This window comes from uncultured Roseovarius sp. (assembly GCF_913054395.1).
In the GTDB taxonomy this organism is placed as follows: Bacteria; Pseudomonadota; Alphaproteobacteria; order Rhodobacterales; family Rhodobacteraceae; genus Roseovarius.
In genome coordinates this window covers 1-22,764 of sequence record NZ_CAJXIP010000026.1, presented here as the reverse complement: position 1 = coordinate 22,764, position 22,764 = coordinate 1, and the positions used below count along the sequence as shown (strand labels likewise).

The following is a 22,764-nucleotide window of genomic DNA, read 5'->3' as shown; positions in this document are numbered from 1 at the left end:
GACGGCGGCAGATGGCGGTAGGTATTTTCGACAGCGGGCTTGGCGGCCTGACGGTTCTGGACGCGGTGCAAAAGCGTCTTCCCGATGTGCCCTTGGTATATCTCGGGGACAATGCCCATGCGCCTTATGGCGTGCGCGATGCCGATGATGTTTATGATCTGACGACACGCGCGGCGGACCGGCTGTTTCAAGCGGGCTGTGATCTTGTAATTCTCGCCTGCAATACGGCCTCTGCTGCGGCGCTGCGGCGCATGCAAGAGGCCTGGGTGCCGACCGACAAGCGGGTGCTCGGCGTCTTTGTCCCGCTGATCGAGGCGCTGACAGAACGGCAATGGGGCGACAATTCCCCGCCCCGCGAGGTGGCTGTCAAACACGTGGCTTTGTTCGCCACCCCCGCCACCGTCAGCAGCCGCGCCTTTCAGCGCGAGTTGGCCTTTCGCGCGATTGGCGTCGATGTCGAGGCGCAGGCCTGTGGCGGCGTTGTGGATGCGATCGAGGATGGTGACATGATCCTCGCCGAGGCCTTGGTGCGCAGCCATGTAGACGCCCTGCGGCGCAAGATGCCGACCCCCGAGGCGGCGATTTTGGGTTGTACGCATTACCCGCTGATGCAAGAGGTGTTTCAGGATGCGCTTGGCCCGGATGTCGCGGTCTATAGCCAGGCAAACCTGGTCGCCGAAAGCCTTGCCGACTATCTGATCCGTCACCCCAAGATGATGGGGCCGGGCGAGGCGTCAAAGTTTCTCACCACCGGCGATCCCAAGCGCGTGTCTTCGCGGGCCACGCAATTCCTGCGACGACAGATCACGTTCGAAGCGGCCTGAGCGCGCGTGCCTGTCAGGGCGGACGAACGTTTGGCCGCATTGCGGCTTTGCGCGAAACGATCTACCCCTTTCCCTGAGATTTGAAAGCGAGGTCCATCATGACCCATAAAATCGCCATCCTCGGCGCCAGCGGCTACACCGGAGCAGAGCTTGTCCGGCTGATCGCCACCCATCCGAGCATGGAAATCGCCGCGCTTGGCGCGAATTCCAAGGCGGGCCAGTCCATGGCCGAGGTGTTTCCGCATCTGCGCCACCTTGACCTGCCGGATATGGTGACCATCGAACAGATTGATTTCTCGGCCATCGACCTGTGTTTTTGTGCCCTGCCGCACAAGACCAGCCAGGAGGTCATAAATGCGCTGCCGCGTGACCTAAAGATCGTCGATCTCAGCGCCGATTTCCGGCTTCGCGATCCGGCGGCCTATGAGAAATGGTATGGCAACCCGCATGCGGCGGTCGAACTTCAGAAAGAGGCTGTCTATGGGCTGACCGAGTTTTATCGGGACGAGATCGCGGGGGCGCGGCTTGTGGCGGGCACCGGGTGCAATGCCGCGACGGGGCAATATATCCTGCGCCCGCTGATTTCGGCAGGGGTGATTGATCTCGACGAAATCATTCTCGATCTCAAATGCGCGGTTTCGGGCGCGGGGCGGGCTCTCAAGGAAAACCTGCTTCATGCAGAGCTTTCCGAGGGCTATCACGCCTATGCGGTCGGCGGCACGCATCGCCACCTTGGCGAGTTCGATCAGGAATTTTCGGGGCTGGCCGGGCGTCCGGTCCATATTCAGTTCACGCCGCATCTGATTCCGGCCAATCGCGGGATTCTGGCGACAGGTTATGTCCGGGGCGAGGCGCAGGTGATCCATGACACCCTTGCCGCCGCCTATGAGGGCGAGCCGTTCATCATCGTCCTGCCGATGGGCGAGGCGCCAAGCACCCGCCACATCCGGGGCAGCAATTTCTGCCATATTGGCGTGGTTGCCGATCGCATTCCGGGCCGGGTGATCGTGATTGCCGCGCTCGACAATCTGACCAAGGGATCAAGCGGCCAGGCCTTGCAAAATGCGAATCTGATGTTAGCTCAACCAGAGACGGCGGGCCTCATGCTGGCCCCGGTCTTTCCGTAGATTGGGAACAGGACGATGAAATCTCTCAAGAAAAAGCGCCGGGTTCAGGTCATCGCCATCGCCGCCCTGGCACTTGTCGCGGCCACCGCGCTTATTGGCTATGGCATGCGTGATGGCATCAATTTTTTCCGATCGCCGACGCAGGTTCTGGCCGAGCCGCCCGCCCCCAATGAGGTTTTCCGCATTGGCGGGCTGGTCGAGGACGGCAGCCTCCGGCGTGGCGACGGCGAGGTGATCCGCTTTAACGTGACCGATGGCGGCGGAATTGTTCCGGTGACCTATCGCGGCGTTCTGCCCGACCTTTTCGAGGAAAACCAAGGCATGGTCGGCACCGGAAGCTATCGCAACGGGGTGTTCGAGGCCTCTGAAATCCTCGCAAAGCACGATGAAAGCTATATGCCCAAAGAGGTGGTCGATGCCCTCAAGGAACAGGGCGTCTACAAAGAACCGAGCGGTAGCTAAGAGCGCTGTTAACCCTGAATGGCCCAGCCTTTTGCACGAGATATGCAAAAGGTGGGGTCCATGCAGACAGTCACGAAAATAGCAAAAGAGATTGTCGCCCGCGAGGGCGGCTTTGTGAACGATCCCGATGATCCGGGGGGCGCGACCAAGTTCGGCGTGACGATCCACACCCTGCGCCACCTCGGGGTGGATCTTACCCGTGACGGGGTGATTGACGCGGACGATGTGCGCGCGCTCAGCCGCGAGGATGCGGTCGAAATCTTTTCCGATTACTACTATCACCGTCCCGGTATCGCGCGCCTTCCGGGGGGGCTTCAGGCCAGCGTGTTCGACATGTATGTGAACGCCGGGGCCAATGCGGTGAAGATCTTGCAACGGCTCCTGCGCGAGATGGGCCAGGTGGTCGATGTCGATGGGGTGATCGGGCCCCAGACCGTCGCCGCCGCCGAGGTCGCCGCAGATGCCGCCCCGGATCATATCGCCGATGCCTATGGAATCGCGCGGCGCAATTATTATTTCCGCCTCGCTGATGGCCGTCCCGCAAGCCGCAAGTTCGCGCGCACACGGGCCGGGGGCAAGGGCGGCTGGATCCGCCGCGCGGAAGAATTCATCGCGCCGCGCTTTCATCTGAGCATGGCAGAGTTCAACATACGGGTGGCGACATGGTGATTGATATCCTGAGGGCGTTGTTTGGTGGCGGCACGAACGCGCTGCGCGAAACCGCAGAGGTGTTTCGTGTCAATGCCGAGGCAGCCGACCAGCGCAGCACCGAGACGCAGCGCGCCGCGCTTGAACAGATGGCGGGCGAGTTCAAGATTCAGAATCGCGGCCCGTTTGATCGCTTTATTGACGGTTTGAACCGCATTCCGCGCCCGGCGATGGCGCTTGGCACGCTTGGCCTTTTCGTGACGGCGATGGTCGATCCGGTCTGGTTTGGCGAACGTATGGCAGGGTTGTCGCTTGTGCCTGAACCACTCTGGTGGCTTCTGGGGGCGATCGTCAGCTTTTATTTCGGGGCGCGCTATCAGACCAAGGGGCAGGAATTCCAACGCTCGATCACCGCCACCCTCGCACGCGCGCCGCAGGTGGCCGATACGATCGCCGCCCTGCGCCATTTGCGCGCCGAAAGCCCCGGCGCGGCCGACACCCGGCCCGACGCGCCGCTGGCGCTTGCGGCCGTGACCCCGGCCGACAATCCCGCGCTTGAGGAGTGGCGCCGCAGCCGCGCCTGAGGCCCCCGCGACAATGTGATCCACGCGCGCAGGCGATTGCGATTGGCCCGCGCGCGGGCCTGCCCTATACTTGGGGGATGATTACAGAACTCGGACACTTCGCCCTTATCCTCGCCTTTCTGGTTGCCTGTTTTCAGGCGACCATTCCACTTGTTGGGGCCTATAAACGATGGCCCGGCTGGATGGCGCTTGCCGAGCCTGCGGCGACGATCCAACTCTTGCTGACGGGGCTGGCCTTTGGCGCGCTGATGTGGGCCTTCGTGACCTCTGATTTCTCGCTTCGGCTTGTGGTGCTCAATAGCCATACGGCCAAGCCGATGCTTTACAAGATCACCGGGGTCTGGGGCAATCACGAGGGCTCGATGCTGCTCTGGGTGCTGATCGTGGCGCTGTTCGGCGCCTCGGTCGCCTGGTTCGGCGGTAACCTTCCGCCCAGTCTGAAGGCGCGCGTCCTGTCGGTGCAGGCGATGATCGCAGTGGCGTTTTTCGGCTTTATCCTTTTGACATCCAACCCGTTCCTGCGCATGGCGGTGCCGCCCTTTGACGGCAATGACCTGAACCCGCTATTGCAGGATCCGGGGTTGGCGTTTCACCCGCCGTTCCTTTATCTCGGCTATGTCGGCCTTTCGATGACCTTTTCCTTTGCCGTTGCCGCCCTGATCGAGGGGCGCGTCGATGCGGCCTGGGGTCGGTGGGTGCGCCCCTATACGCTGGCGGCCTGGGTTTTCCTGACCATCGGCATCGGTTTGGGAAGCTGGTGGGCCTATTACGAGCTTGGCTGGGGCGGGTTCTGGTTCTGGGACCCGGTTGAAAACGCAAGCTTCATGCCCTGGCTTATCGCCGCGGCCCTGCTGCATTCGGCCATCGTTGTCGAAAAGCGCGAGAGCCTGAAAAGCTGGACCATCCTGCTGGCGATCATCGCCTTCGGGTTCTCGATGGTCGGCGCCTTCATCACCCGGTCCGGCGTTCTGACATCGGTGCATGCCTTTGCCACTGACCCCGAGCGCGGCGTATTCCTTCTGGCGATCCTTGCAGTATTCATGGCCGGGGCGCTCACGCTTTTCGCGGCGCGCGCCAACGCAATGCAGGCCAAGGGCGTATTCAGCCTTGTGAGCCGCGAATCTATGCTCCTGCTGAACAATGTCCTGTTGGCGGTCGCCGCCTTCGTGGTCTTTGTCGGCACGGTCTGGCCGCTGGTCGCCGAGATGGCGTTCGATCGCAAGCTCTCGGTGGGCGAGCCGTTCTTCAACATGGCCTTCACGCCGTTCATGGTGCTGTTGGGGCTGCTTTTGCCGGTCGGGGCAATGCTGCCGTGGAAGCGCGCCAACCTTGGCCGGGTCTTGCGGCAATTGCGCGGTGTCTTTGCGGTGTCGCTGGCCGTGGCCGCGCTTGCCTTTGCGGTACAGACCGGCACCTCGGCGCTTGGGCCGGTGGGGCTATTTTTTGCATCATGGCTTGTTGGCGGCTCTGCCGTGGATCTTTGGTCGCGCACCGGGCGTGGTGCCATGGGCGAGCGGTTCAGCCGTCTCGCGCGCCTGCCGCGTGCCGACTGGGGCAAGTCGGTGGCCCATGCGGGGCTTGGCGTGACCATGGCCGGAATCGCCGCGATGATGGCCTGGCAGGTCGAGGATATTCGGGTGCTCAGGGTTGGCGAAGACCTTGATATCGCGGGATTTGGCCTGCGTCTCGATCAGGTCGAGCGGGTCAACGGCCCCAATTATATCGCCACCAGGGCCACCTTCACCCTAAGCGAGGATGGCCGCGAGATCGCGACCATGCATCCCGAAAAACGCAGCTATCCCGTGGCCCAGATGCCCACCACCGAGGCGGCGCTTAACAACGGCTTTCTGCGCGACATATATGTGGTGATCGGCGATCCGCAGGATGGCGGGGGCTGGGCGGTGCGCAGCTATTACAAACCGCTGGCGAACTGGATCTGGGGCGGGGCCTTGCTTATGGCGTTCGGCGGGCTTTTGTCGCTGAGCGACCGGCGCTATCGCGTGGCGGCTGGCGCACGACCGGCGCCCGCAACGGGGGTGCCTGCGGAATGAAACGGCTGATCCTTGTGCTGTGCCTGATGGCTGCGCCGCTTTGGGCGGTGCAACCCGATGAAGTGCTTGACGACCCGGCGCTTGAGGCGCGGGCGCGCGAGATCTCGTCCGGCCTGCGCTGTCTTGTGTGCCGCAACGAAAGTATCGACGATTCCAACGCCGAGCTGGCCCGCGATCTGCGTCTGTTGGTCCGTGAACGGCTTGTGGCCGGAGACAGCGATGAAGAGGCGGTTGATTTCATCGTTGATCGGTACGGCGAATACGTCCTGCTCAAACCCCGCACGGGGGGTGCCAATATCCTGCTCTGGCTGGCAGGCCCATTGATGCTCGGGACCGGGCTTATCCTTGCCGGGGTCTATTTGCGCCGCCGCTCGCGCGCGCCGGAAACCAGTGTGGCAGAGCTTAGCGAGGCCGAGGAAAACCGGCTGCGCGAAATCCTGAAAGAGTGACGCCCGGTTTTGCTTGGCGTTTGTGCCGTGCTGGGCTTTGATGTGCGCAAGCAATCACGCCGGAGGCCGAACCCTTGAAAGACTATCAGACGATCACGCTTGAGATCGACAATGACATCGCCACGTTGCGCCTGAACCGGCCCGACAAGATGAACGCCCTCAACACCCTGATGCGGGCCGAGATTACCGATGCCGTCACCTACGGCGGGCGCCACGCGCGCGTTGTCGTGCTGACCGGCAATGGCAAGGCATTCTGCTCGGGGCAGGACCTGAGCGATGGCGGCAATGCGACGGCGCTTGATCTGGAGCGGGTGCTGCGCGACGAATACGTGCCGATGCTGCGCGCGATCACCGATTGCCCGGTGCCCACCATCAGTGCGGTCAACGGACCGGCGGCGGGGGCGGGGGCCAATCTTGCGCTCTCGGCCGATGTGGTCATTGCCACCGAGCGCGCCTATTTCCTTCAGGCCTTTACCCGGATCGGCCTTATTCCGGATGCCGGAGGCACCTATTTCCTGCCGCGCCAGATCGGCACGGCCAAGGCCATGGGCGCCGCCCTTTTCGCCGAACCGATCAGCGCCCGCCAGGCGAGCGACTGGGGCATGATCTGGGAAGCGGTGGGGGATGACGCCTTTGCCGCCCATTGGCAGGCCCGCGCCGCGCATCTCGCACAGGGACCGACCCAGGCCTATGGTCATATCAAAGCGGCGATCCGTGGCAGTTGGGACAATTCCATGGACGCCCAGCTTGACCTTGAGGCGAAATTGCAGGGAAGTTGCGGGCAATCGCGCGATTTCAAAGAGGGCGTTCTGGCCTTCTTGGAAAAACGCCCGGCGCAGTTCGAGGGCCGCTAGAGCATATTGCACAAAACTGGGCACCGATTTTGTGCTTATCGAATATACGAAATCAACAGGTTAGAAGGGGGCGCGTGACCGCGAATGGACGCGACATGCCCTAAGCCCGCGTTGCGGTGGGGCCTACCAATCTCCGGCCAGTGCGTTAATGAAAAGGCCCGGACCTTGCGAGGTCCGGGCCATTAAAACGCTTCTCAACAAAACGCGTCAGCGATTTTCGATATCCACATAGTCGCGCAGGGTCTCGCCATTATAAAGCTGGCGCGGGCGACCGATCTTGAGTTGCGGATCACCAATCATTTCCTTCCACTGCGAAATCCAGCCAACCGTGCGCGACAGCGCAAAGATCGGCGTGAACATCGAGGTCGGAAAGCCCATCGCCTCGAGGATGATGCCGGAATAGAAATCGACATTCGGGAAAAGCTTTTTCTCCGCGAAATACGGATCGGCAAGGGCGGCCTTCTCAAGCTCTTTGGCGACCTGAAGAGTGGGATTGTTTTCCACCCCAAGCAGGTCGAGAACCTCATCGGCCGATTGCTTCATCACCTTCGCGCGCGGATCGAAGTTCTTGTAAACGCGATGGCCGAAGCCCATCAGCTTGAACGGATCGTTCTTGTCCTTGGCCTTCGCCAGGAATTTCTCGACGTTCGATACGTCGCCGATCTCGTCCAGCATGGTGAGTACGGCTTCGTTCGCGCCGCCGTGTGCCGGTCCCCATAGAGCGGCGATGCCGGCCGCGATACAGGCGAACGGGTTGGCACCGGTGGAGCCGGCGAGGCGTACGGTGGAGGTCGAGGCGTTCTGCTCGTGGTCGGCGTGCAGGATGAAGATGCGATCCATTGCCTTGGCCAGCACCGGGCTGATCGGTTTGATCTCGCACGGGGTGTTGAACATCATGTGCAGGAAGTTTTCCGAGTAGCTCAGATCGTTGCGCGGATACATCAGCGGCTGACCGATCGAGTACTTGTAGACCATTGCAGCAATGGTCGGCATCTTCGCGACCAGGCGCACCGCGGAAATCTCGCGATGGTGCGGGTCGTTGATGTCTAGGGAGTCGTGGTAGAAGGCCGAGAGTGCGCCGACTACACCGCACATGATGGCCATGGGGTGAGCGTCACGACGGAAGCCATTAAGGAAGGACTTCAGCTGCTCGTGAACCATGGTGTGGTTCTTCACGGTGCTGACGAACTGTGCCTTCTGCTCGGCGGTAGGCAGTTCGCCGTTCAGCAGCAGGTAGCAGGTTTCCAGGTAGTCGGATTTCTCTGCCAGCTGTTCGATCGGGTAGCCGCGGTGCAGCAGGATGCCCTTGTCGCCGTCGATGTAGGTGATCTTGGACTCGCAAGAGGCGGTCGACATGAAGCCGGGATCAAAGGTGAAGTGACCCGTGGAGGTCAGGCTTCGTACGTCTATTACATCAGGCCCTACGGTACCGGTTAAAACGGGCAGTTCGACGGGGGCAGCGCCCTCGATGATCAACTGCGCTTTCTTGTCAGCCATGTATGGCCTCCTGTTTTGTGCTTGGAATCATCATGGCCCCCCACGCAGGGCCCGCATCACTATAGAGTGATAAATCGCAAAGTCAATTTGCGTGAACCCATGCCGTAGAGGGCTCTGCAGGGGGATGCGTACAGCTTGGGTGCACTGTTTACGGCATTTATATAGGGGCTGCTATCAGCCTTTAGTGGCACTTCACCACATTGTCATTAGTGACCTAACTGTTTATACTCGGACACCGACCGGCAGGGGCCTTACAGGCAGTATTCTGTAGGTTGTCACTCGTGGGTAGCGGGTACTGCTGCGTACTCTTCCCAACAACTTTGCCCTGCGCTCTGGGGCTCTCAAGTGTGAAAAAAAGCCGTGAAAAGCCAACGACCTGTAAACCTAGATCTTAGGACAATAAAACTCCCCATCACTGCTTACACGTCGATTCTCCACCGTGTATCCGGTGTCATCCTGTTCGTCGGTGTCGCCTTGCTGCTGCTTGCGCTCGATACCTCGTTGTCTTCGCCAGAAGGCTTTGAGGATGTTCGTGCGTATCTGAGCAGTCCCCTGGCCAAGCTGGTGAGCTGGGCGTTGCTGTCCGCACTGCTGTATCACCTGGTGGCGGGTGTGCGTCACCTGATCATGGACACTGGGCATGGCGAGACGCTGGAAGGCGGCAAGCTGGGCTCGAAAATCGTAATCGCCGTGTCGGCGGTGCTGATCGTTCTGGCGGGAGTGTGGATATGGTAACCAATGTCACCAACTTTTCGCGCTCGGGTCTGTATGACTGGATGGCACAGCGCGTTTCTGCAGTGGTTCTTGCGGCTTATTTTCTGTTCCTGCTTGGGTACCTGATTGCGAACCCGGACTTGGAGTACGCGCAGTGGCATGAGCTGTTTTCGGCCAACTGGATGCGGATCTTCAGCCTGTTGGCGCTGGTTGCCCTGAGTGTGCACGCGTGGGTTGGTATGTGGACGATTTCCACTGACTACCTGACCAATATGGCGATCGGCAAGTGGGCTACCGGCGTTCGTTTCCTGTTCCAGGCGGTGTGTGGCATTGCCATGTTCACCTTCTTCGTCTGGGGCGTGCAGATTCTTTGGGGTATCTGATTCATGGCTAACATTCGTACGCTTTCTTTTGACGCCATCATCGTTGGTGGCGGTGGCGCCGGTATGCGCGCGGCGCTGCAGTTGTCCCAGTCCGGTCACAAGACCGCTGTGGTCACCAAGGTTTTTCCGACTCGTTCGCACACCGTTTCCGCTCAGGGTGGCATCACCTGCGCCATCGCTTCGGCCGATCCGAATGATGACTGGCGCTGGCATATGTACGATACCGTCAAGGGTTCCGACTATATCGGTGACCAGGACGCTATCGAGTACATGTGTTCCGTCGGCCCAGAAGCTGTGTTCGAGCTCGAGCACATGGGCCTGCCGTTTTCCCGTACCGAGCAGGGTCGTATCTATCAGCGTCCGTTCGGTGGTCAGTCCAAGGATTTCGGCAAGGGCGGGCAGGCTGCTCGTACCTGCGCTGCCGCCGACCGTACTGGTCATGCACTGCTGCACACCCTCTATCAGGGCAACCTGAAGAACGACACCGTATTCCTCAATGAGTGGTATGCGGTCGATCTGGTTAAGAACCAGGATGGTGCGGTCGTTGGTGTTATCGCCATCTGCATCGAAACCGGTGAAACCGTTTACATTCGTTCGAAGGCCACTGTTCTTGCGACTGGTGGTGCTGGTCGCATCTATGCATCGACCACCAATGCTCTGATCAACACCGGCGACGGCGTGGGCATGGCGCTGCGCGCAGGCGTGCCGGTTCAAGACATCGAGATGTGGCAGTTCCACCCGACCGGTATTGCCGGCGCGGGTGTGCTGGTAACCGAAGGTTGCCGTGGTGAAGGTGGCTACCTGATCAACAAGCACGGCGAGCGTTTCATGGAGCGCTATGCTCCTAATGCGAAAGACCTGGCTGGTCGCGACGTCGTTGCGCGCTCGATGGTCAAGGAAATCCTGGCTGGCAATGGCTGTGGCCCGGATGGTGACCACGTGATGCTGAAGCTGGATCACCTCGGTGAAGAAGTGCTGCACAGCCGCCTGCCGGGCATCTGTGAACTGTCGAAGACCTTTGCGCATGTCGATCCGGTGACCGCTCCGGTACCGGTCGTGCCGACCTGTCACTACATGATGGGTGGTATCGCCACTAATATTCATGGTCAGGCCATCACTCAAGACGCCAATGGTAATGACACCATCATCGACGGCCTGTTCGCAGTAGGCGAAGTGGCTTGTGTATCGGTGCATGGCGCCAACCGCCTGGGCGGCAACTCGCTGCTGGATCTGGTTGTGTTCGGTCGCGCCGCAGGTCTGCACCTGGAGAAAGCGCTGAAGGAAGGTATCGAGCATCGCGGTGCCAGCGAAACCGATCTGGACGTCGCCCTGAGCCGTCTTGCCGGTCTCAACGAGCGCACCACTGGTGAAGACGTCGCCCCGCTGCGCAAAGAACTGCAGAACTGCATGCAGAACTACTTCGGTGTATTCCGTACCGGCGAGTACATGCAGAAGGGTATCGCTCAGCTGGTGGACCTGCGTCAGCGTATCGCCAATGTCAAGATCTCGGACAAGAGCCAGGCGTTCAACACCGCGCGCATCGAAGCGCTCGAGCTGCAGAACCTGCTGGAAGTTGCCGAGGCTACTGCTATTGCCGCGGAGAACCGCAAGGAATCCCGTGGCGCGCATGCTCGCGAAGATTTCGAAGAGCGTGATGACGAGAATTGGCTGTGCCACACCCTGTACTTCCCGGGTGACAAGCGCGTTGCCAAGCGTGCCGTGAACTTCGCTCCGAAGACCGTTCCGGCATTCGAGCCCAAGGTTCGGACTTATTGAGGTCGACGATATGTTGCAAGTGAGTGTTTATCGCTACAACCCCGATCAGGACGAAAAGCCGTTCATGCAGGATTTTCAGGTCAATACCGATGGTAAAGATCTGATGGTTCTGGACGTCTTGGCTCTGATCAAGGAACAGGATCAGGGTTTCTCCTATCGTCGCTCCTGCCGCGAAGGCGTGTGTGGCTCCGATGGGATGAACATCAACGGTAAGAACGGTCTGGCTTGCATCACGCCGCTGTCCGCCGTGGTCAAGAACAACAAGCTGGTCGTACGTCCGCTGCCGGGTCTGCCAGTTATTCGTGACTTGGCCGTCGATATGAGCATCTTCTACAAGCAGTACGAGAAAGTGCGTCCGTATCTGATGAACGATACGCCGCCACCGGCTATCGAACGTCTGCAAAGTCCGGAAGATCGCGAGAAGCTGGACGGTCTGTACGAGTGCATCCTGTGCGCTTGCTGCTCGACCAGCTGCCCGTCCTTCTGGTGGAACCCGGACAAATTTCTCGGTCCGGCCGCGTCGCTGCAGGCTTATCGTTTCCTGGCCGACAGCCGCGACACCGAAACCGAGAACCGTCTGGCAGGTTTGGACGATCCGTTCAGCGTGTTCCGCTGCCGCGGTATCATGAACTGCGTTGACGTTTGTCCGAAGGGATTGAACCCTACCAAGGCAATCGGTCACATACGCAACATGCTGCTGCAGAGCGGCACCTGATGACACCCCGGTCGCGAAAGGTTATGCGCTAGCCTGGAATGGCCGGATTGCGTTACCCGTTACACCTGCGGCGCCGAAGTTGAAGCTCGGCGCCGTAGTTTTAGTAGGAATCCCAGCTCACAAAGCCGGGATTCCACTCTGAAAATTTGATGACCAGCAGGAGCACCCGGCTTGTGCCCGGGAACTATCTGCGCGGTCCGTAGTGGCTTTACCTGAGTCGCTGCTTCAGAACTTGGGAAGTCATGCTGCGGTTTCCACGCTGGTGGTGTCTCCTTATCGAAGGTGACCAGACATGCAAGAAAGCGTAATGCAGCGCATGTGGGACAGTGCCCACCTATCCGGTGGTAACGCTGCCTATGTGGAAGAGCTTTATGAGCTCTACCTGCACGATCCCAACGCTGTGCCCGAAGAGTGGCGCACTTACTTCCAGAAGTTGCCCTCCGGTGGCAGCGCTTCAGCCGATGTATCGCACTCGACTATTCGCGACCACTTCGTCCTGCTGGGCAAGAACCAGCGTCGTGCTCAGCCTGTGTCCGCAGGTAGCGTCAGCAGTGAGCACGAAAAGAAGCAGATCGAAGTCCTGCGCCTGATCCAGGCCTATCGGGTGCGTGGCCATCAGGCAGCACAGCTCGATCCGCTTGGCCTGCAACAGCGTACCGTTCCTGCCGATCTGGCGATCAATAACTACGGTCTGACCGACGCCGACCTCGACACCGTGTTCCGCACCGCCGACCTGGCCATGGTCAACGGACAAGGTACTCTGCGCGAAATCCTGCAGGCGCTGCAAGAAACCTATTGCCGCACCATCGGCGCCGAGTACATGCACATCGTCGATTCCGAGCAGCGCAGCTGGTTCGTTCAGCGCCTGGAAAGCGTGCGTGGCCGCCCGGACTTCTCGCCGGAGATCAAGAGCCATCTGCTCGAGCGCCTGACTGCCGCCGAAGGCCTGGAAAAGTATCTGGGTACCAAGTATCCGGGCACCAAGCGTTTTGGTCTCGAAGGTGGCGAGAGCCTGATTCCGCTGCTTGACGAGATCATCCAGCGTTCTGGCTCTTATGGCACTAAGGAAATCGTAATCGGCATGGCCCACCGTGGCCGCCTGAACGTGCTGGTCAACACCTTTGGCAAGAATCCGCGCGACCTTTTCGACGAGTTCGAAGGCAAGAAGGTCGAGGGCCTGAGTTCAGGTGACGTGAAATATCACCAGGGCTTCTCCTCCAACGTGATGACCCCGGGTGGCGAAATTCACCTGGCCATGGCGTTCAACCCGTCCCACCTTGAAATCGTTTCCCCGGTGGTCGAGGGTTCGGTGCGGGCTCGTCAGGATCGCCGTTGTGATCCGGTCGGCGACAAGGTGCTTCCGGTAACCATCCACGGCGATGCTGCTGTCGCCGGTCAGGGCGTGGTGATGGAAACCTTCCAGATGTCGCAGACCCGTGCTTATCGCACGGGTGGCACCATTCGCATCGTGGTCAACAACCAGGTCGGCTTCACCACCAACAAGCAGGAAGATGCTCGTTCCACCGAGTACGCAACCGATGTGGCGAAGATGATCCAGGCGCCGATCTTCCATGTGAACGCAGACGATCCCGAGGCGGTGCTGTTCGTCACCCAGCTCGCTGTCGACTACCGGATGCAGTTCAAGCGCGACATCGTCATCGACCTGATCTGCTACCGCCGTCGTGGTCACAACGAAGCGGACGAGCCGAGCGGCACTCAGCCGTTGATGTATCAGAAGATCGCCAAGCAGCGCACCACTCGTGAGCTGTACGCCGATTCGCTGATCCAGTCCAAGGTGCTGGACGACGAGCGTGTTCAGGCCAAGATCGACGAGTACCGTACGGCGCTCGACAATGGGCTGCACGTAGTCAAGAGCCTGGTCAAAGAGCCGAATAAAGAACTCTTCGTTGACTGGCGTCCGTATCTGGGTCATGCCTGGACTGCCCGTCATGACACCAGCTTCGATCTGAAGACCTTGCAGGATCTGTCCAACAAGCTGCTGCAGATGCCGGAAGGCTTCGTGGTGCAGCGTCAGGTCTCGAAGATTCTCGAAGATCGCCAGAAGATGGGTGCGGGCGCGCTCACCATCAACTGGGGCTACGCGGAAGTCATGGCGTACGCCACGCTGCTGTTCGAAGGCCACCCGGTACGTATCTCCGGTCAGGACGTCGGCCGCGGCACCTTCTCGCACCGCCATGCTGCGCTGCATAACCAGAAGGACGGCAGTACCTACATTCCGCTGCAGCACCTCTATGAAGGTCAGCCGCGTTTCGATCTGTACGACTCGTTCCTCTCCGAGGAAGCGGTTCTGGCTTTCGAATACGGTTACGCCACCACCATGCCCAACGCGCTTGTCGTGTGGGAAGCGCAGTTCGGCGACTTCGCCAATGGCGCCCAGGTAGTGATCGACCAGTTCATCACCAGCGGTGAGCACAAGTGGGGTCGCCTGTGTGGCCTGACCATGCTGTTGCCACATGGCTATGAGGGGCAGGGCCCGGAACACTCGTCCGCTCGCCTGGAGCGTTACCTGCAGCTGTGCGCCGAGCACAATATCCAGGTTTGCGTACCGACGACTCCGGCGCAGGTCTACCACATGCTGCGTCGCCAGGCGATTCGCCCGCTGCGCAAGCCGCTGGTTGCGCTGACACCCAAGTCGCTGCTGCGTCATAAGCTTGCGACCTCGACACTGGAAGAGCTCACCCAGGGTTCCTTCCAGACCGTTATCCCGGAAGTCGACGCGATCGATCCGGCGAAGGTCGAGCGTGTAATCATGTGTAGCGGCAAGGTCTACTATGACCTGCTGGACAAGCGTCGTGCCGAAGGCCGCGAAGATATCGCCATCGTGCGTATCGAGCAGCTGTATCCGTTCCCGGAAGAGGATCTGGCCGAAGCGCTCGCGCCTTACCAGAATCTCAAGCACATCGTCTGGTGCCAGGAAGAGCCGATGAACCAGGGTGCCTGGTACTGCAGCCAGCATCACATGCGCCGTGTGGCCACCGCACACAAGAAGGAACTGTTCCTTCAGTACGCGGGTCGTGATGCTTCAGCGGCGCCGGCGGTCGGTTACGCCTCCATGCATGCCGAACAGCAGGAAAAACTGCTGCAGGACGCCTTCACCGTTTAACCATTTCGTGCAAGGGGCCGCGATATCGCGGCCTCGATGTAGAAACCGAATCAATAGGACCCCTGAATAATGGCTATCGAGATCAAAGCCCCTACATTCCCGGAATCGGTTGCCGACGGCACCGTTGCCACCTGGCACAAGCAGCCGGGCGACGCGGTCAAGCGTGATGAGCTGATCGTCGACATCGAAACCGACAAGGTGGTGATGGAAGTGCTCGCCGAAGCTGACGGCGTGCTGACCGAGATCGTCAAGAACGAAGGCGACACCGTGCTGAGCGGCGAACTGCTCGGCAAGCTGGAGGCTGGTGCTACTGCCGCCGCCGCACCTGCGCCGGCTGCTGCTCCGGCTCAAGCTGCTGCCCCGGCTGCTGCCGCAACCGCTGGTGAAGAGCCAATCCTGGCTCCTGCTGCGCGCAAGATGGCCGAAGAGAACGGCATCGATCCGAACAGCATCGCCGGTACTGGTAAAGATGGCCGCGTGACCAAGGAAGACGTGGTTGCCGCCGTTGAAGCCAAGAAATCCGCTCCGGCTGCTGCTGCCAAGCCGGCTGCTCCAGCTGCCTCCGCTCCGATCTTTGCCGAGGGTGATCGTGTCGAGAAGCGCGTGCCGATGACCCGCCTGCGTGCGAAGGTCGCCGAGCGTCTGGTCGAAGCGCAATCCTCCATGGCGATGCTGACTACGTTCAACGAAGTCAACATGAAGCCGATCATGGAGCTGCGTTCCAAGTACAAGGACCTGTTCGAGAAGACTCACAACGGCGTGCGCCTTGGCTTCATGTCCTTCTTCGTCAAGGCCGCGGTCGAAGCACTCAAGCGCCAGCCGGGCGTCAACGCTTCCATCGATGGCAATGACATCGTCTACCACGGTTATCAGGATATCGGCGTCGCCGTTTCCAGCGACCGCGGCCTGGTGGTTCCGGTCCTGCGCAACGCCGAGCACATGAGCCTGGCCGAGATCGAAGGCGGCATCAACAACTTCGGCAAGAAGGCCAAGGCCGGCAAGCTGACCATCGAAGAGATGACTGGCGGCACCTTCACCATCTCCAATGGTGGTGTGTTTGGTTCGCTGCTGTCGACGCCGATCGTCAACCCGCCTCAGACCGCCATCCTCGGTATGCACAAGATCCAGGAACGCCCGATGGCCGTTAACGGTCAAGTGGTCATCCTGCCGATGATGTACCTGGCCCTGTCCTATGACCATCGCTTGATCGACGGCAAGGAAGCGGTGACCTTCCTGGTTACCATGAAGGACCTGCTGGAAGACCCGGCCCGTCTGCTGCTGGATATCTGATAGAAACGTCACGGGCTGCAGCTGGCAGGTCAGGTGAAAGCCGGCCGTGCTACCTGCAGCCTTTGGCTTTTAGCTGCTTTTGAAGAGGATTCGTAATGAGCCAGAAATTCGACGTCGTCGTCATCGGTGCCGGCCCTGGCGGCTATGTGGCCGCCATTCGTGCAGCCCAGCTGGGTCTGAAGACCGCATGTATCGAAAAATACCAGGGCAAGGATGGTAAGACCGCTCTGGGCGGCACCTGCCTGAACGTAGGTTGCATTCCTTCCAAGGCGCTGCTGGACAGCTCCTACAAGTTTCATGAAGCCCACGAGAGCTTCAAGGTTCATGGCATCAGCACTGGCGAAGTGGCCATGGACGTTCCGACCATGGTCGCGCGCAAGGACCAGATCGTTAAGAACCTTACCGGTGGGGTTTCGGCTCTGCTGAAGGCCAACGGTGTGACCGTATTCGAAGGCCACGGCAAGCTGCTGGCCGGCAAGCAGGTTGAAGTGACCGGCCTGGACGGCAACGTGCAGACGTTGGCTGCCGAGAACGTCATCCTTGCCTCCGGCTCGACTCCGGTAAACATTCCGCCGGCGCCGGTCGATCAGAACGTCATCGTCGACTCCACCGGCGCACTGGACTTTCAGAGCGTTCCGGGCAAGCTCGGCGTCATCGGTGCCGGCGTGATCGGCCTCGAGCTGGGTTCGGTCTGGGCGCGCCTCGGCGCGGAAGTGACCGTTATCGAAGCCATGGAAAAGTTCTTGCCGGCTGCCGATGAGCAAATCTCCAAGGAAGCGTTCAAAGTCCTCTCCAAGCAGGGGCTGAAGATTCTGCTGGGCGCTCGTCTGACCGGTTCGGAAGTGAAGGGCGATCAAGTGACCGTCAACTTCACCAGCGCTGAAGGCGAGCAGCAGATGACCTTCGACAAGTTGATCGTCGCAGTGGGCCGTCGTCCTGTCACCTCCGAGCTGCTGGCGGCTGACGCCGGCGTCGATATGGACGAGCGCGGTTTCATCTTCGTTGACGATTACTGCGCCACCAGCGTTCCCGGCGTCTACGCCATCGGTGACGTAGTTCGCGGCGCCATGCTGGCCCACAAGGCCTCGGAAGAGGGCGTGATGGTTGCCGAGCGTATCGCTGGTCACAAGACCCAGATGAACTATGACCTGGTTCCGTCGGTCATCTACACTCACCCGGAAATCGCATGGGTCGGCAAGTCCGAGCAGGCGCTCAAGGCTGAAGGCGTTGAAGTTAATGTCGGCACCTTCCCGTTCGCGGCCAGCGGACGTGCCATGGCGGCCAACGATACCGCCGGCCTGGTCAAGGTCATCGCCGATGCCAAAACCGACCGTGTGCTGGGCGTTCATGTCATGGGCCCAAGCGCTGCCGAGCTGGTTCAGCAAGGCGCGATCGGCATGGAATTCGGCACCAGTGCCGAAGACCTGGGCATGATGGTGTTCTCGCACCCGACGATGTCCGAAGCGCTGCATGAAGCGGCCTTGGCAGTGAATGGCCACGCCATCCACATCGCCAATCGCAAGAAGCGCTAATCGGCTTCGTGCTGTACCCGGGCCCGACGTATCTGCGGATACGCCGGGCCTTTTGCAAACTGCAGATTCGAAAAGGATTGCAGGTCGCTGAGAGGTATCGTGAATTCGCAGATAGTTTTCAGCGACTTGTGAGGGGGCACGGCGGCTCGTCGTGCCGTAAATGCGCCAATACCAAACCAGACGGTAGAAAGCATGAATCTTCACGAGTACCAAGGTAAACAACTGTTCGCTGAATACGGTCTGCCCGTGTCCAAGGGTTACGCAGTCGATAGCCCAAAGGAAGCAGCGGAAGCCTGCGACAAGATCGGCGGAACGCAATGGGTGGTCAAAGCCCAGGTGCATGCCGGTGGACGTGGCAAGGCAGGTGGCGTAAAGCTGGTTCGCAGCAAGGATGAAGCACGGGCGTTTGCCCAGCAGTGGCTAGACAAGCGTCTGGTGACCTATCAGACCGATGCCAATGGTCAGCCAGTCAGCAAGATCCTTGTCGAGGCTTGCACCGATATCGACAAGGAACTGTATCTGGGCGCCGTGGTTGATCGCGCCAGTCGCCGGGTCGTGTTCATGGCCTCCACCGAAGGTGGCGTGGATATCGAAAAAGTCGCTCACGACACGCCCGAGAAAATCCTCAAGGCCACCATCGACCCGCTGGTCGGTGCGCAGCCGTTCCAGGCGCGCGAGCTGGCATTCCAGCTGGGCCTGAAGGGCGATCAGGTCAAGCAGTTCGTCCATATATTCGTCGGCCTTGCCCAGCTGTTCCAGGACTATGACCTGGCCCTGCTCGAGGTGAACCCGCTGGTGATCAAGAAGGATGGCAACCTGCACTGCCTGGATGCCAAGATCAACATCGACAGCAACGCCATCTATCGTCAACCCAAACTGCGCGACATGGCCGATCCGTCTCAGGACGATCCGCGCGAGGCCCATGCAGCCAAGTGGGAGCTCAATTACGTAGCGCTCGACGGCAACATCGGCTGCATGGTCAATGGTGCGGGCCTGGCTATGGGCACCATGGATATCGTCAACCTGCATGGCGGTGCGCCGGCGAACTTCCTCGACGTGGGCGGTGGAGCCACCGAGGAACGCGTGACCGAAGCGTTCAAGATCATTCTCTCCGACAGCAATGTCGCGGCCGTTCTGGTGAACATCTTCGGCGGCATCGTGCGATGCGACATGATCGCCGAAGGCATCATCGGTGCCGTTCGCGAAGTGGGCGTCAAGGTACCGGTGGTGGTTCGCCTGGAAGGCAACAACGCCGACTTGGGGGCCAAGATGCTGAGTGAAAGCGGTCTGAACATCATCGGTGCGAGCAGCCTGACCGATGCGGCCATTCAGGTTGTCAAAGCCGCGGAGGGCAAGTAATGAGCGTATTGATCAACAAGGACACCAAGGTCATTTGCCAGGGCTTCACCGGCTCGCAAGGTACCTTCCACTCCGAGCAGGCCATTGCCTACGGCACGAAGATGGTCGGCGGCGTCACGCCGGGCAAGGGCGGCACCATGCACCTCGGTCTGCCGGTATTCAACACCGTTCGGGAGGCCGTCGAGACCACCGGTGCTGACGCCTCGGTGATCTACGTGCCGGCGCCGTTCTGCAAGGACTCGATCCTCGAAGCGGCTTTCGGTGGGATCAAGCTCATCGTCTGCATCACCGAAGGCATTCCGACACTGGATATGCTCGAGGTTAAGATCAAGTGCGACGAGCTGGGTGTGCGCCTGATCGGGCCGAACTGCCCGGGTGTGATCACGCCGGGTGAGTGCAAGATTGGCATTCAGCCTGGGCACATCCATATGCACGGCAAGGTCGGCATCGTCTCGCGCTCCGGCACGCTGACCTACGAAGCCGTGAAGCAGACCACCGACGCCGGTTTCGGCCAGTCGACCTGTGTTAGCATCGGTGGTGACCCTATTCCGGGCTCGACCTTCATCGATATCCTCAAGCTGTTCCAGGATGATCCGCAGACCGAGGCCATCGTCATGATCGGCGAGATCGGCGGTTCGGCCGAGGAAGAAGCGGCGGCCTTCATCAAGGCCAACGTGACCAAGCCAGTCGTTTCCTACATCGCGGGTGTCACGGCTCCGGCTGGCAAGCGGATGGGGCACGCCGGCGCGATCATTTCTGGCGGCAAGGGAACGGCGGAAGAGAAATTCGCAGCCCTGCAGGACGCCGGTGTGAAGACCGTTCGCTCGCTTGCCGATATCGGCAAGGCGCTGGCGGAAGTGACTGGCTGGGAAATGAAGGCCTGATGTAACGCCCGCCCGGCTGCAGCCGGGCGTTCGAGCTGCTCAGTCTTCGCATGCCCCGAGGCAGACCTGACGGTTCTGCCTCGGGGCTTTCAGCTTTGGGTTTGGTAACGTTGCAGCTTCAATCGCTGCTTGGTCCCGCGCTTCATCTATCACGCGTTGAGCGCTTCAACCCTGCGGCGCGACGTTTTTTCGCGGCCAATGCGGACTCTCCGGTCAGCATCCATCGCCGCATCGTGGCATTATTGCCGCTCATTCATACGCTTGTTCGGTCCACAAGAGCGACAGCGTGCAACGAAGGATTCGGCCCAACCGGCTGAATGACGTTTCCCCTTATCCCTGAAGGAAACCCGTAATCCCATCATTCAGGCCAATATGAATCGCTGACCCGTCGCGCTCGTGGCATGTGCGTCGCGTTCATTTATGCCGTCATCCATTTGGTAGTTTTTTCCGCATGAATCGTTTGAAAGGTTTTGACCTGCTGGCTCTTGGCTTCATGACATTTGCGTTGTTCCTTGGCGCCGGCAACATCATCTTCCCGCCTAGCGCCGGCATGGCGTCGGGCGAGTTTATCTGGCAGGCGGCGCTGGGCTTCTTGCTGACAGGTGTCGGGTTGCCGCTGCTGACCGTCGTCGCGCTGGCGCGGGTGGGTGGGGGCATGGACCGTTTGACCGCACCGCTCGGCAAGGTCGCTGGTACGGTGCTGGCGGTGGCCGTCTACCTGGCGATCGGTCCGCTGTTCGCGACTCCGCGCACCGCCGTCGTTTCGTTCGAGATGGGCATTGCGCCATTCAGCGGTAACGCCGGCATGCCGCTATTCATCTACACGCTGGTGTTCTTCGCGGCCATGCTGTTCCTGGTGCTGAACCCCGGTCAGCTGGTCAACCGTATCGGCAAGTTCATTACGCCGGTGCTGCTGGCGGCGCTGCTGGTGCTCGGTGGTGCGGCGATTTTCGCCCCGGCGGGAGAGGTCGGTGCTGCGAGTGAGAGTTATCGTGCGTCGCCGCTGATCAAGGGTTTTCTCGAGGGCTATCTGACCATGGATACTCTCGGCGCTTTGGTCTTCGGCATCGTGATCGCCACCGCCATTCGCGACCGCGGTGTCACCGAGCCCGCGCTGGTTACCCGTTACTCGATGATTGCCGGCGTGATTGCTGCGGTCGGGCTGTCGTTGGTCTATCTCGCTCTGTTCTATCTCGGTGCTACCAGCCAGGGCATCGCCGTCGGTGCGGAGAACGGCGTGCAGATTCTGACGACCTACGTGCAACACACGTTCGGCACGCCGGACAGCCTGCTGCTTGCAGTAGTCATCACGCTGGCCTGCCTGACCACGGCGGTCGGCCTGACCACGGCCTGTGGCGAGTTCTTCAGCGCATTGCTGCCGGTTTCCTATCGCACAGTGGTGGTCGTTTTCGCTCTGTTCAGCCTGCTGGTGGCCAACCAGGGTCTGACGCAGTTGATCAGTGTGTCGGTGCCGGTCTTGGTGGGCCTTTACCCGCTGGCCATCGTCCTGGTTGCTCTGAGCTTGCTGGATCGCTTCTGGGTTTCGCCCTCGCGGGTGTTCGTGCCGGTCATGGCGGTGACGCTGATCTTCGGCGTTGTCGATGGACTTGCCGCCGCGGGCTTCACCGATTGGGTTCCGGTGCTGTTCACGCAGTTGCCATTGGCCGATCAGAGCATGGGCTGGCTGGTTCCGGTTCTGGTGATGCTGGTGTTTGCAGTCGTCACTGATCGCCTGCTCAGTCGCGCCGATCAGGCGCAACATCACGCCTGACTTGTTCTCGCGCTGCGCCGCGGCTGACGATAGATCGGTCGCGGGGGTAGCGCTGACATTAGGCGCAAGCTTCGGCGACGCGGTGCTGGCTATAATCGCGTGATGTCTCCGAGGGCGCGCCATGACGTTATCCGATTCAACCCTGCCGCATCTGATCGCCGTGCTCTGGTTCATCGTCTGTTGGGCTGGATACACCCGCTACGCGAGCTGGCGCGGCCGGGATACGGCTTGTCTGGCGAGTGTGTTGCACCTCTATCGGCAGGACTGGATGCAGCGCCTGCTGTTGCGTGACAACCGTATCGCCGATGCCAACGTGATCGGCAATCTGGAGCGCAACGCATCGTTCTTTGCATCCAGCACGCTGATCATCCTTGCAGGCATCCTGACCGCGTTGGGTGCATCCGATCGAGCGGTTTCGCTATTGGCCGACCTGCCATTTGCGCAACCGGTCAGCCGCGGTCTTTCGGAAGTCAAGCTGCTGTGTCTGGCGGTCGTCTTCGTCTATGCGTTCTTCACCTTCAGCTGGTGCATGCGCCAGTACAACTTCGCCGCGGTACTGGTTGCTTCGGCGCCGATGGTGGGCGAGCGCAACGTCAGTGATCAGGAGCGCAGGGCTTTCGCCGAACGTGCGGCGCGGGTCCTGTCCATGGCGGCCAACCAGTTCAACTTCGGCTTGCGCGCCTATTACTTCGGCATGGCCACCTTGGCCTGGTTCGTTCA

At 60.4% G+C, this 22,764-nt stretch carries 20 protein-coding genes; 19 read left to right on the top strand and 1 reads right to left on the bottom strand.

Features of this window, described 5'->3' with window-relative positions; genetic code table 11:
- Positions 1–11: 11 nt before the first annotated feature.
- The 8 genes from QZ522_RS05750 to QZ522_RS05715 all read left to right on the top strand — a co-directional run bounded on the left by QZ522_RS05750 (position 12) and on the right by QZ522_RS05715 (position 6,999).
- Positions 12–824, top strand: coding sequence for an aspartate/glutamate racemase family protein (locus tag QZ522_RS05750; protein WP_294608589.1), 813 nt, complete (start codon positions 12–14; stop codon positions 822–824).
- A gap of 98 nt (positions 825–922) precedes the next feature.
- Positions 923–1,951 carry an N-acetyl-gamma-glutamyl-phosphate reductase gene (argC, locus tag QZ522_RS05745; protein ID WP_294608588.1) on the top strand — a complete coding sequence of 343 codons (1,029 nt, stop codon included), beginning with the start codon at positions 923–925 and terminating at the stop codon, positions 1,949–1,951.
- Positions 1,952–1,966: 15 nt separating this feature from the next.
- The gene (gene ccmE, locus QZ522_RS05740; RefSeq protein WP_294608586.1) at positions 1,967–2,413 is read left to right on the top strand and encodes a cytochrome c maturation protein CcmE; all 447 of its coding nucleotides are present in this window, start codon (positions 1,967–1,969) and stop codon (positions 2,411–2,413) included.
- Between the two features lie 60 nt (positions 2,414–2,473).
- Positions 2,474–3,082: a holin-associated N-acetylmuramidase gene (locus QZ522_RS05735; RefSeq protein WP_294608584.1), complete on the top strand. Its 609-nt coding sequence runs from the start codon at positions 2,474–2,476 to the stop codon at positions 3,080–3,082.
- The gene (locus QZ522_RS05730) at positions 3,076–3,645 is read left to right on the top strand and encodes a holin family protein (protein ID WP_294608583.1); all 570 of its coding nucleotides are present in this window, start codon (positions 3,076–3,078) and stop codon (positions 3,643–3,645) included. Before QZ522_RS05735 ends, QZ522_RS05730 begins: the two co-directional genes overlap by 7 nt.
- A 77-nt stretch (positions 3,646–3,722) precedes the next feature.
- Positions 3,723–5,696: a heme lyase CcmF/NrfE family subunit gene (locus tag QZ522_RS05725; RefSeq protein ID WP_294608581.1), complete on the top strand. Its 1,974-nt coding sequence runs from the start codon at positions 3,723–3,725 to the stop codon at positions 5,694–5,696.
- Entirely contained in the window at positions 5,693–6,145 is a 453-nt protein-coding gene (locus QZ522_RS05720; protein WP_294608579.1) for a cytochrome c-type biogenesis protein, read from the top strand. The genes QZ522_RS05725 and QZ522_RS05720 overlap by 4 nt, the downstream gene beginning before the upstream one ends.
- A gap of 74 nt (positions 6,146–6,219) precedes the next feature.
- Positions 6,220–6,999, top strand: a complete 780-nt coding sequence (locus QZ522_RS05715) for an enoyl-CoA hydratase-related protein (protein ID WP_294608577.1) — start codon at positions 6,220–6,222, stop codon at positions 6,997–6,999.
- Between the two features lie 207 nt (positions 7,000–7,206).
- On the opposite strand, the gene gltA is transcribed toward QZ522_RS05715, so the two are convergent.
- Positions 7,207–8,496, bottom strand: coding sequence for a citrate synthase (gltA, locus tag QZ522_RS05710; protein ID WP_294608575.1), 1,290 nt, complete (start codon positions 8,494–8,496; stop codon positions 7,207–7,209).
- A 360-nt stretch (positions 8,497–8,856) separates the two neighbouring features.
- Here gltA and sdhC point away from each other — a divergent pair, with 360 nt between their 5' ends.
- From sdhC to QZ522_RS05655, 11 genes are all read left to right on the top strand, one after another.
- Positions 8,857–9,231: a succinate dehydrogenase, cytochrome b556 subunit gene (sdhC, locus tag QZ522_RS05705; RefSeq protein WP_014820480.1), complete on the top strand. Its 375-nt coding sequence runs from the start codon at positions 8,857–8,859 to the stop codon at positions 9,229–9,231.
- A complete protein-coding gene (gene sdhD, locus QZ522_RS05700) occupies positions 9,225–9,593 on the top strand; it encodes a succinate dehydrogenase, hydrophobic membrane anchor protein (protein WP_014820479.1) in 369 nt (122 codons plus the stop codon). The genes sdhC and sdhD overlap by 7 nt, the downstream gene beginning before the upstream one ends.
- A gap of 3 nt (positions 9,594–9,596) precedes the next feature.
- Positions 9,597–11,369 (top strand): succinate dehydrogenase flavoprotein subunit, encoded by a 1,773-nt coding sequence (gene sdhA / locus QZ522_RS05695; protein ID WP_014820478.1) that lies wholly within the window; start codon positions 9,597–9,599, stop codon positions 11,367–11,369.
- Between the two features lie 10 nt (positions 11,370–11,379).
- Entirely contained in the window at positions 11,380–12,084 is a 705-nt protein-coding gene (locus QZ522_RS05690; protein WP_003302396.1) for a succinate dehydrogenase iron-sulfur subunit, read from the top strand.
- A gap of 292 nt (positions 12,085–12,376) precedes the next feature.
- Complete coding sequence (locus tag QZ522_RS05685) at positions 12,377–15,208, top strand: 2-oxoglutarate dehydrogenase E1 component (protein ID WP_294608566.1); 2,832 nt, start codon at positions 12,377–12,379, stop codon at positions 15,206–15,208.
- A gap of 69 nt (positions 15,209–15,277) precedes the next feature.
- Positions 15,278–16,498, top strand: a complete 1,221-nt coding sequence (gene odhB, locus QZ522_RS05680) for a 2-oxoglutarate dehydrogenase complex dihydrolipoyllysine-residue succinyltransferase (RefSeq protein ID WP_014820476.1) — start codon at positions 15,278–15,280, stop codon at positions 16,496–16,498.
- 95 nt (positions 16,499–16,593) lie between these two features.
- Complete coding sequence (lpdA, locus tag QZ522_RS05675; RefSeq protein WP_041014095.1) at positions 16,594–18,030, top strand: dihydrolipoyl dehydrogenase; 1,437 nt, start codon at positions 16,594–16,596, stop codon at positions 18,028–18,030.
- Positions 18,031–18,222: 192 nt separating this feature from the next.
- The gene (gene sucC, locus QZ522_RS05670) at positions 18,223–19,389 is read left to right on the top strand and encodes an ADP-forming succinate--CoA ligase subunit beta (RefSeq protein WP_014820474.1); all 1,167 of its coding nucleotides are present in this window, start codon (positions 18,223–18,225) and stop codon (positions 19,387–19,389) included.
- Complete coding sequence (gene sucD, locus QZ522_RS05665; RefSeq protein WP_294608556.1) at positions 19,389–20,273, top strand: succinate--CoA ligase subunit alpha; 885 nt, start codon at positions 19,389–19,391, stop codon at positions 20,271–20,273. Before sucC ends, sucD begins: the two co-directional genes overlap by 1 nt.
- A gap of 451 nt (positions 20,274–20,724) precedes the next feature.
- A complete protein-coding gene (gene brnQ, locus QZ522_RS05660; protein ID WP_294608554.1) occupies positions 20,725–22,044 on the top strand; it encodes a branched-chain amino acid transport system II carrier protein in 1,320 nt (439 codons plus the stop codon).
- Positions 22,045–22,165: 121 nt separating this feature from the next.
- On the top strand, positions 22,166–22,764 hold a 599-nt coding region (locus QZ522_RS05655), incomplete at its 3' end, for a DUF599 family protein (RefSeq protein ID WP_294608553.1).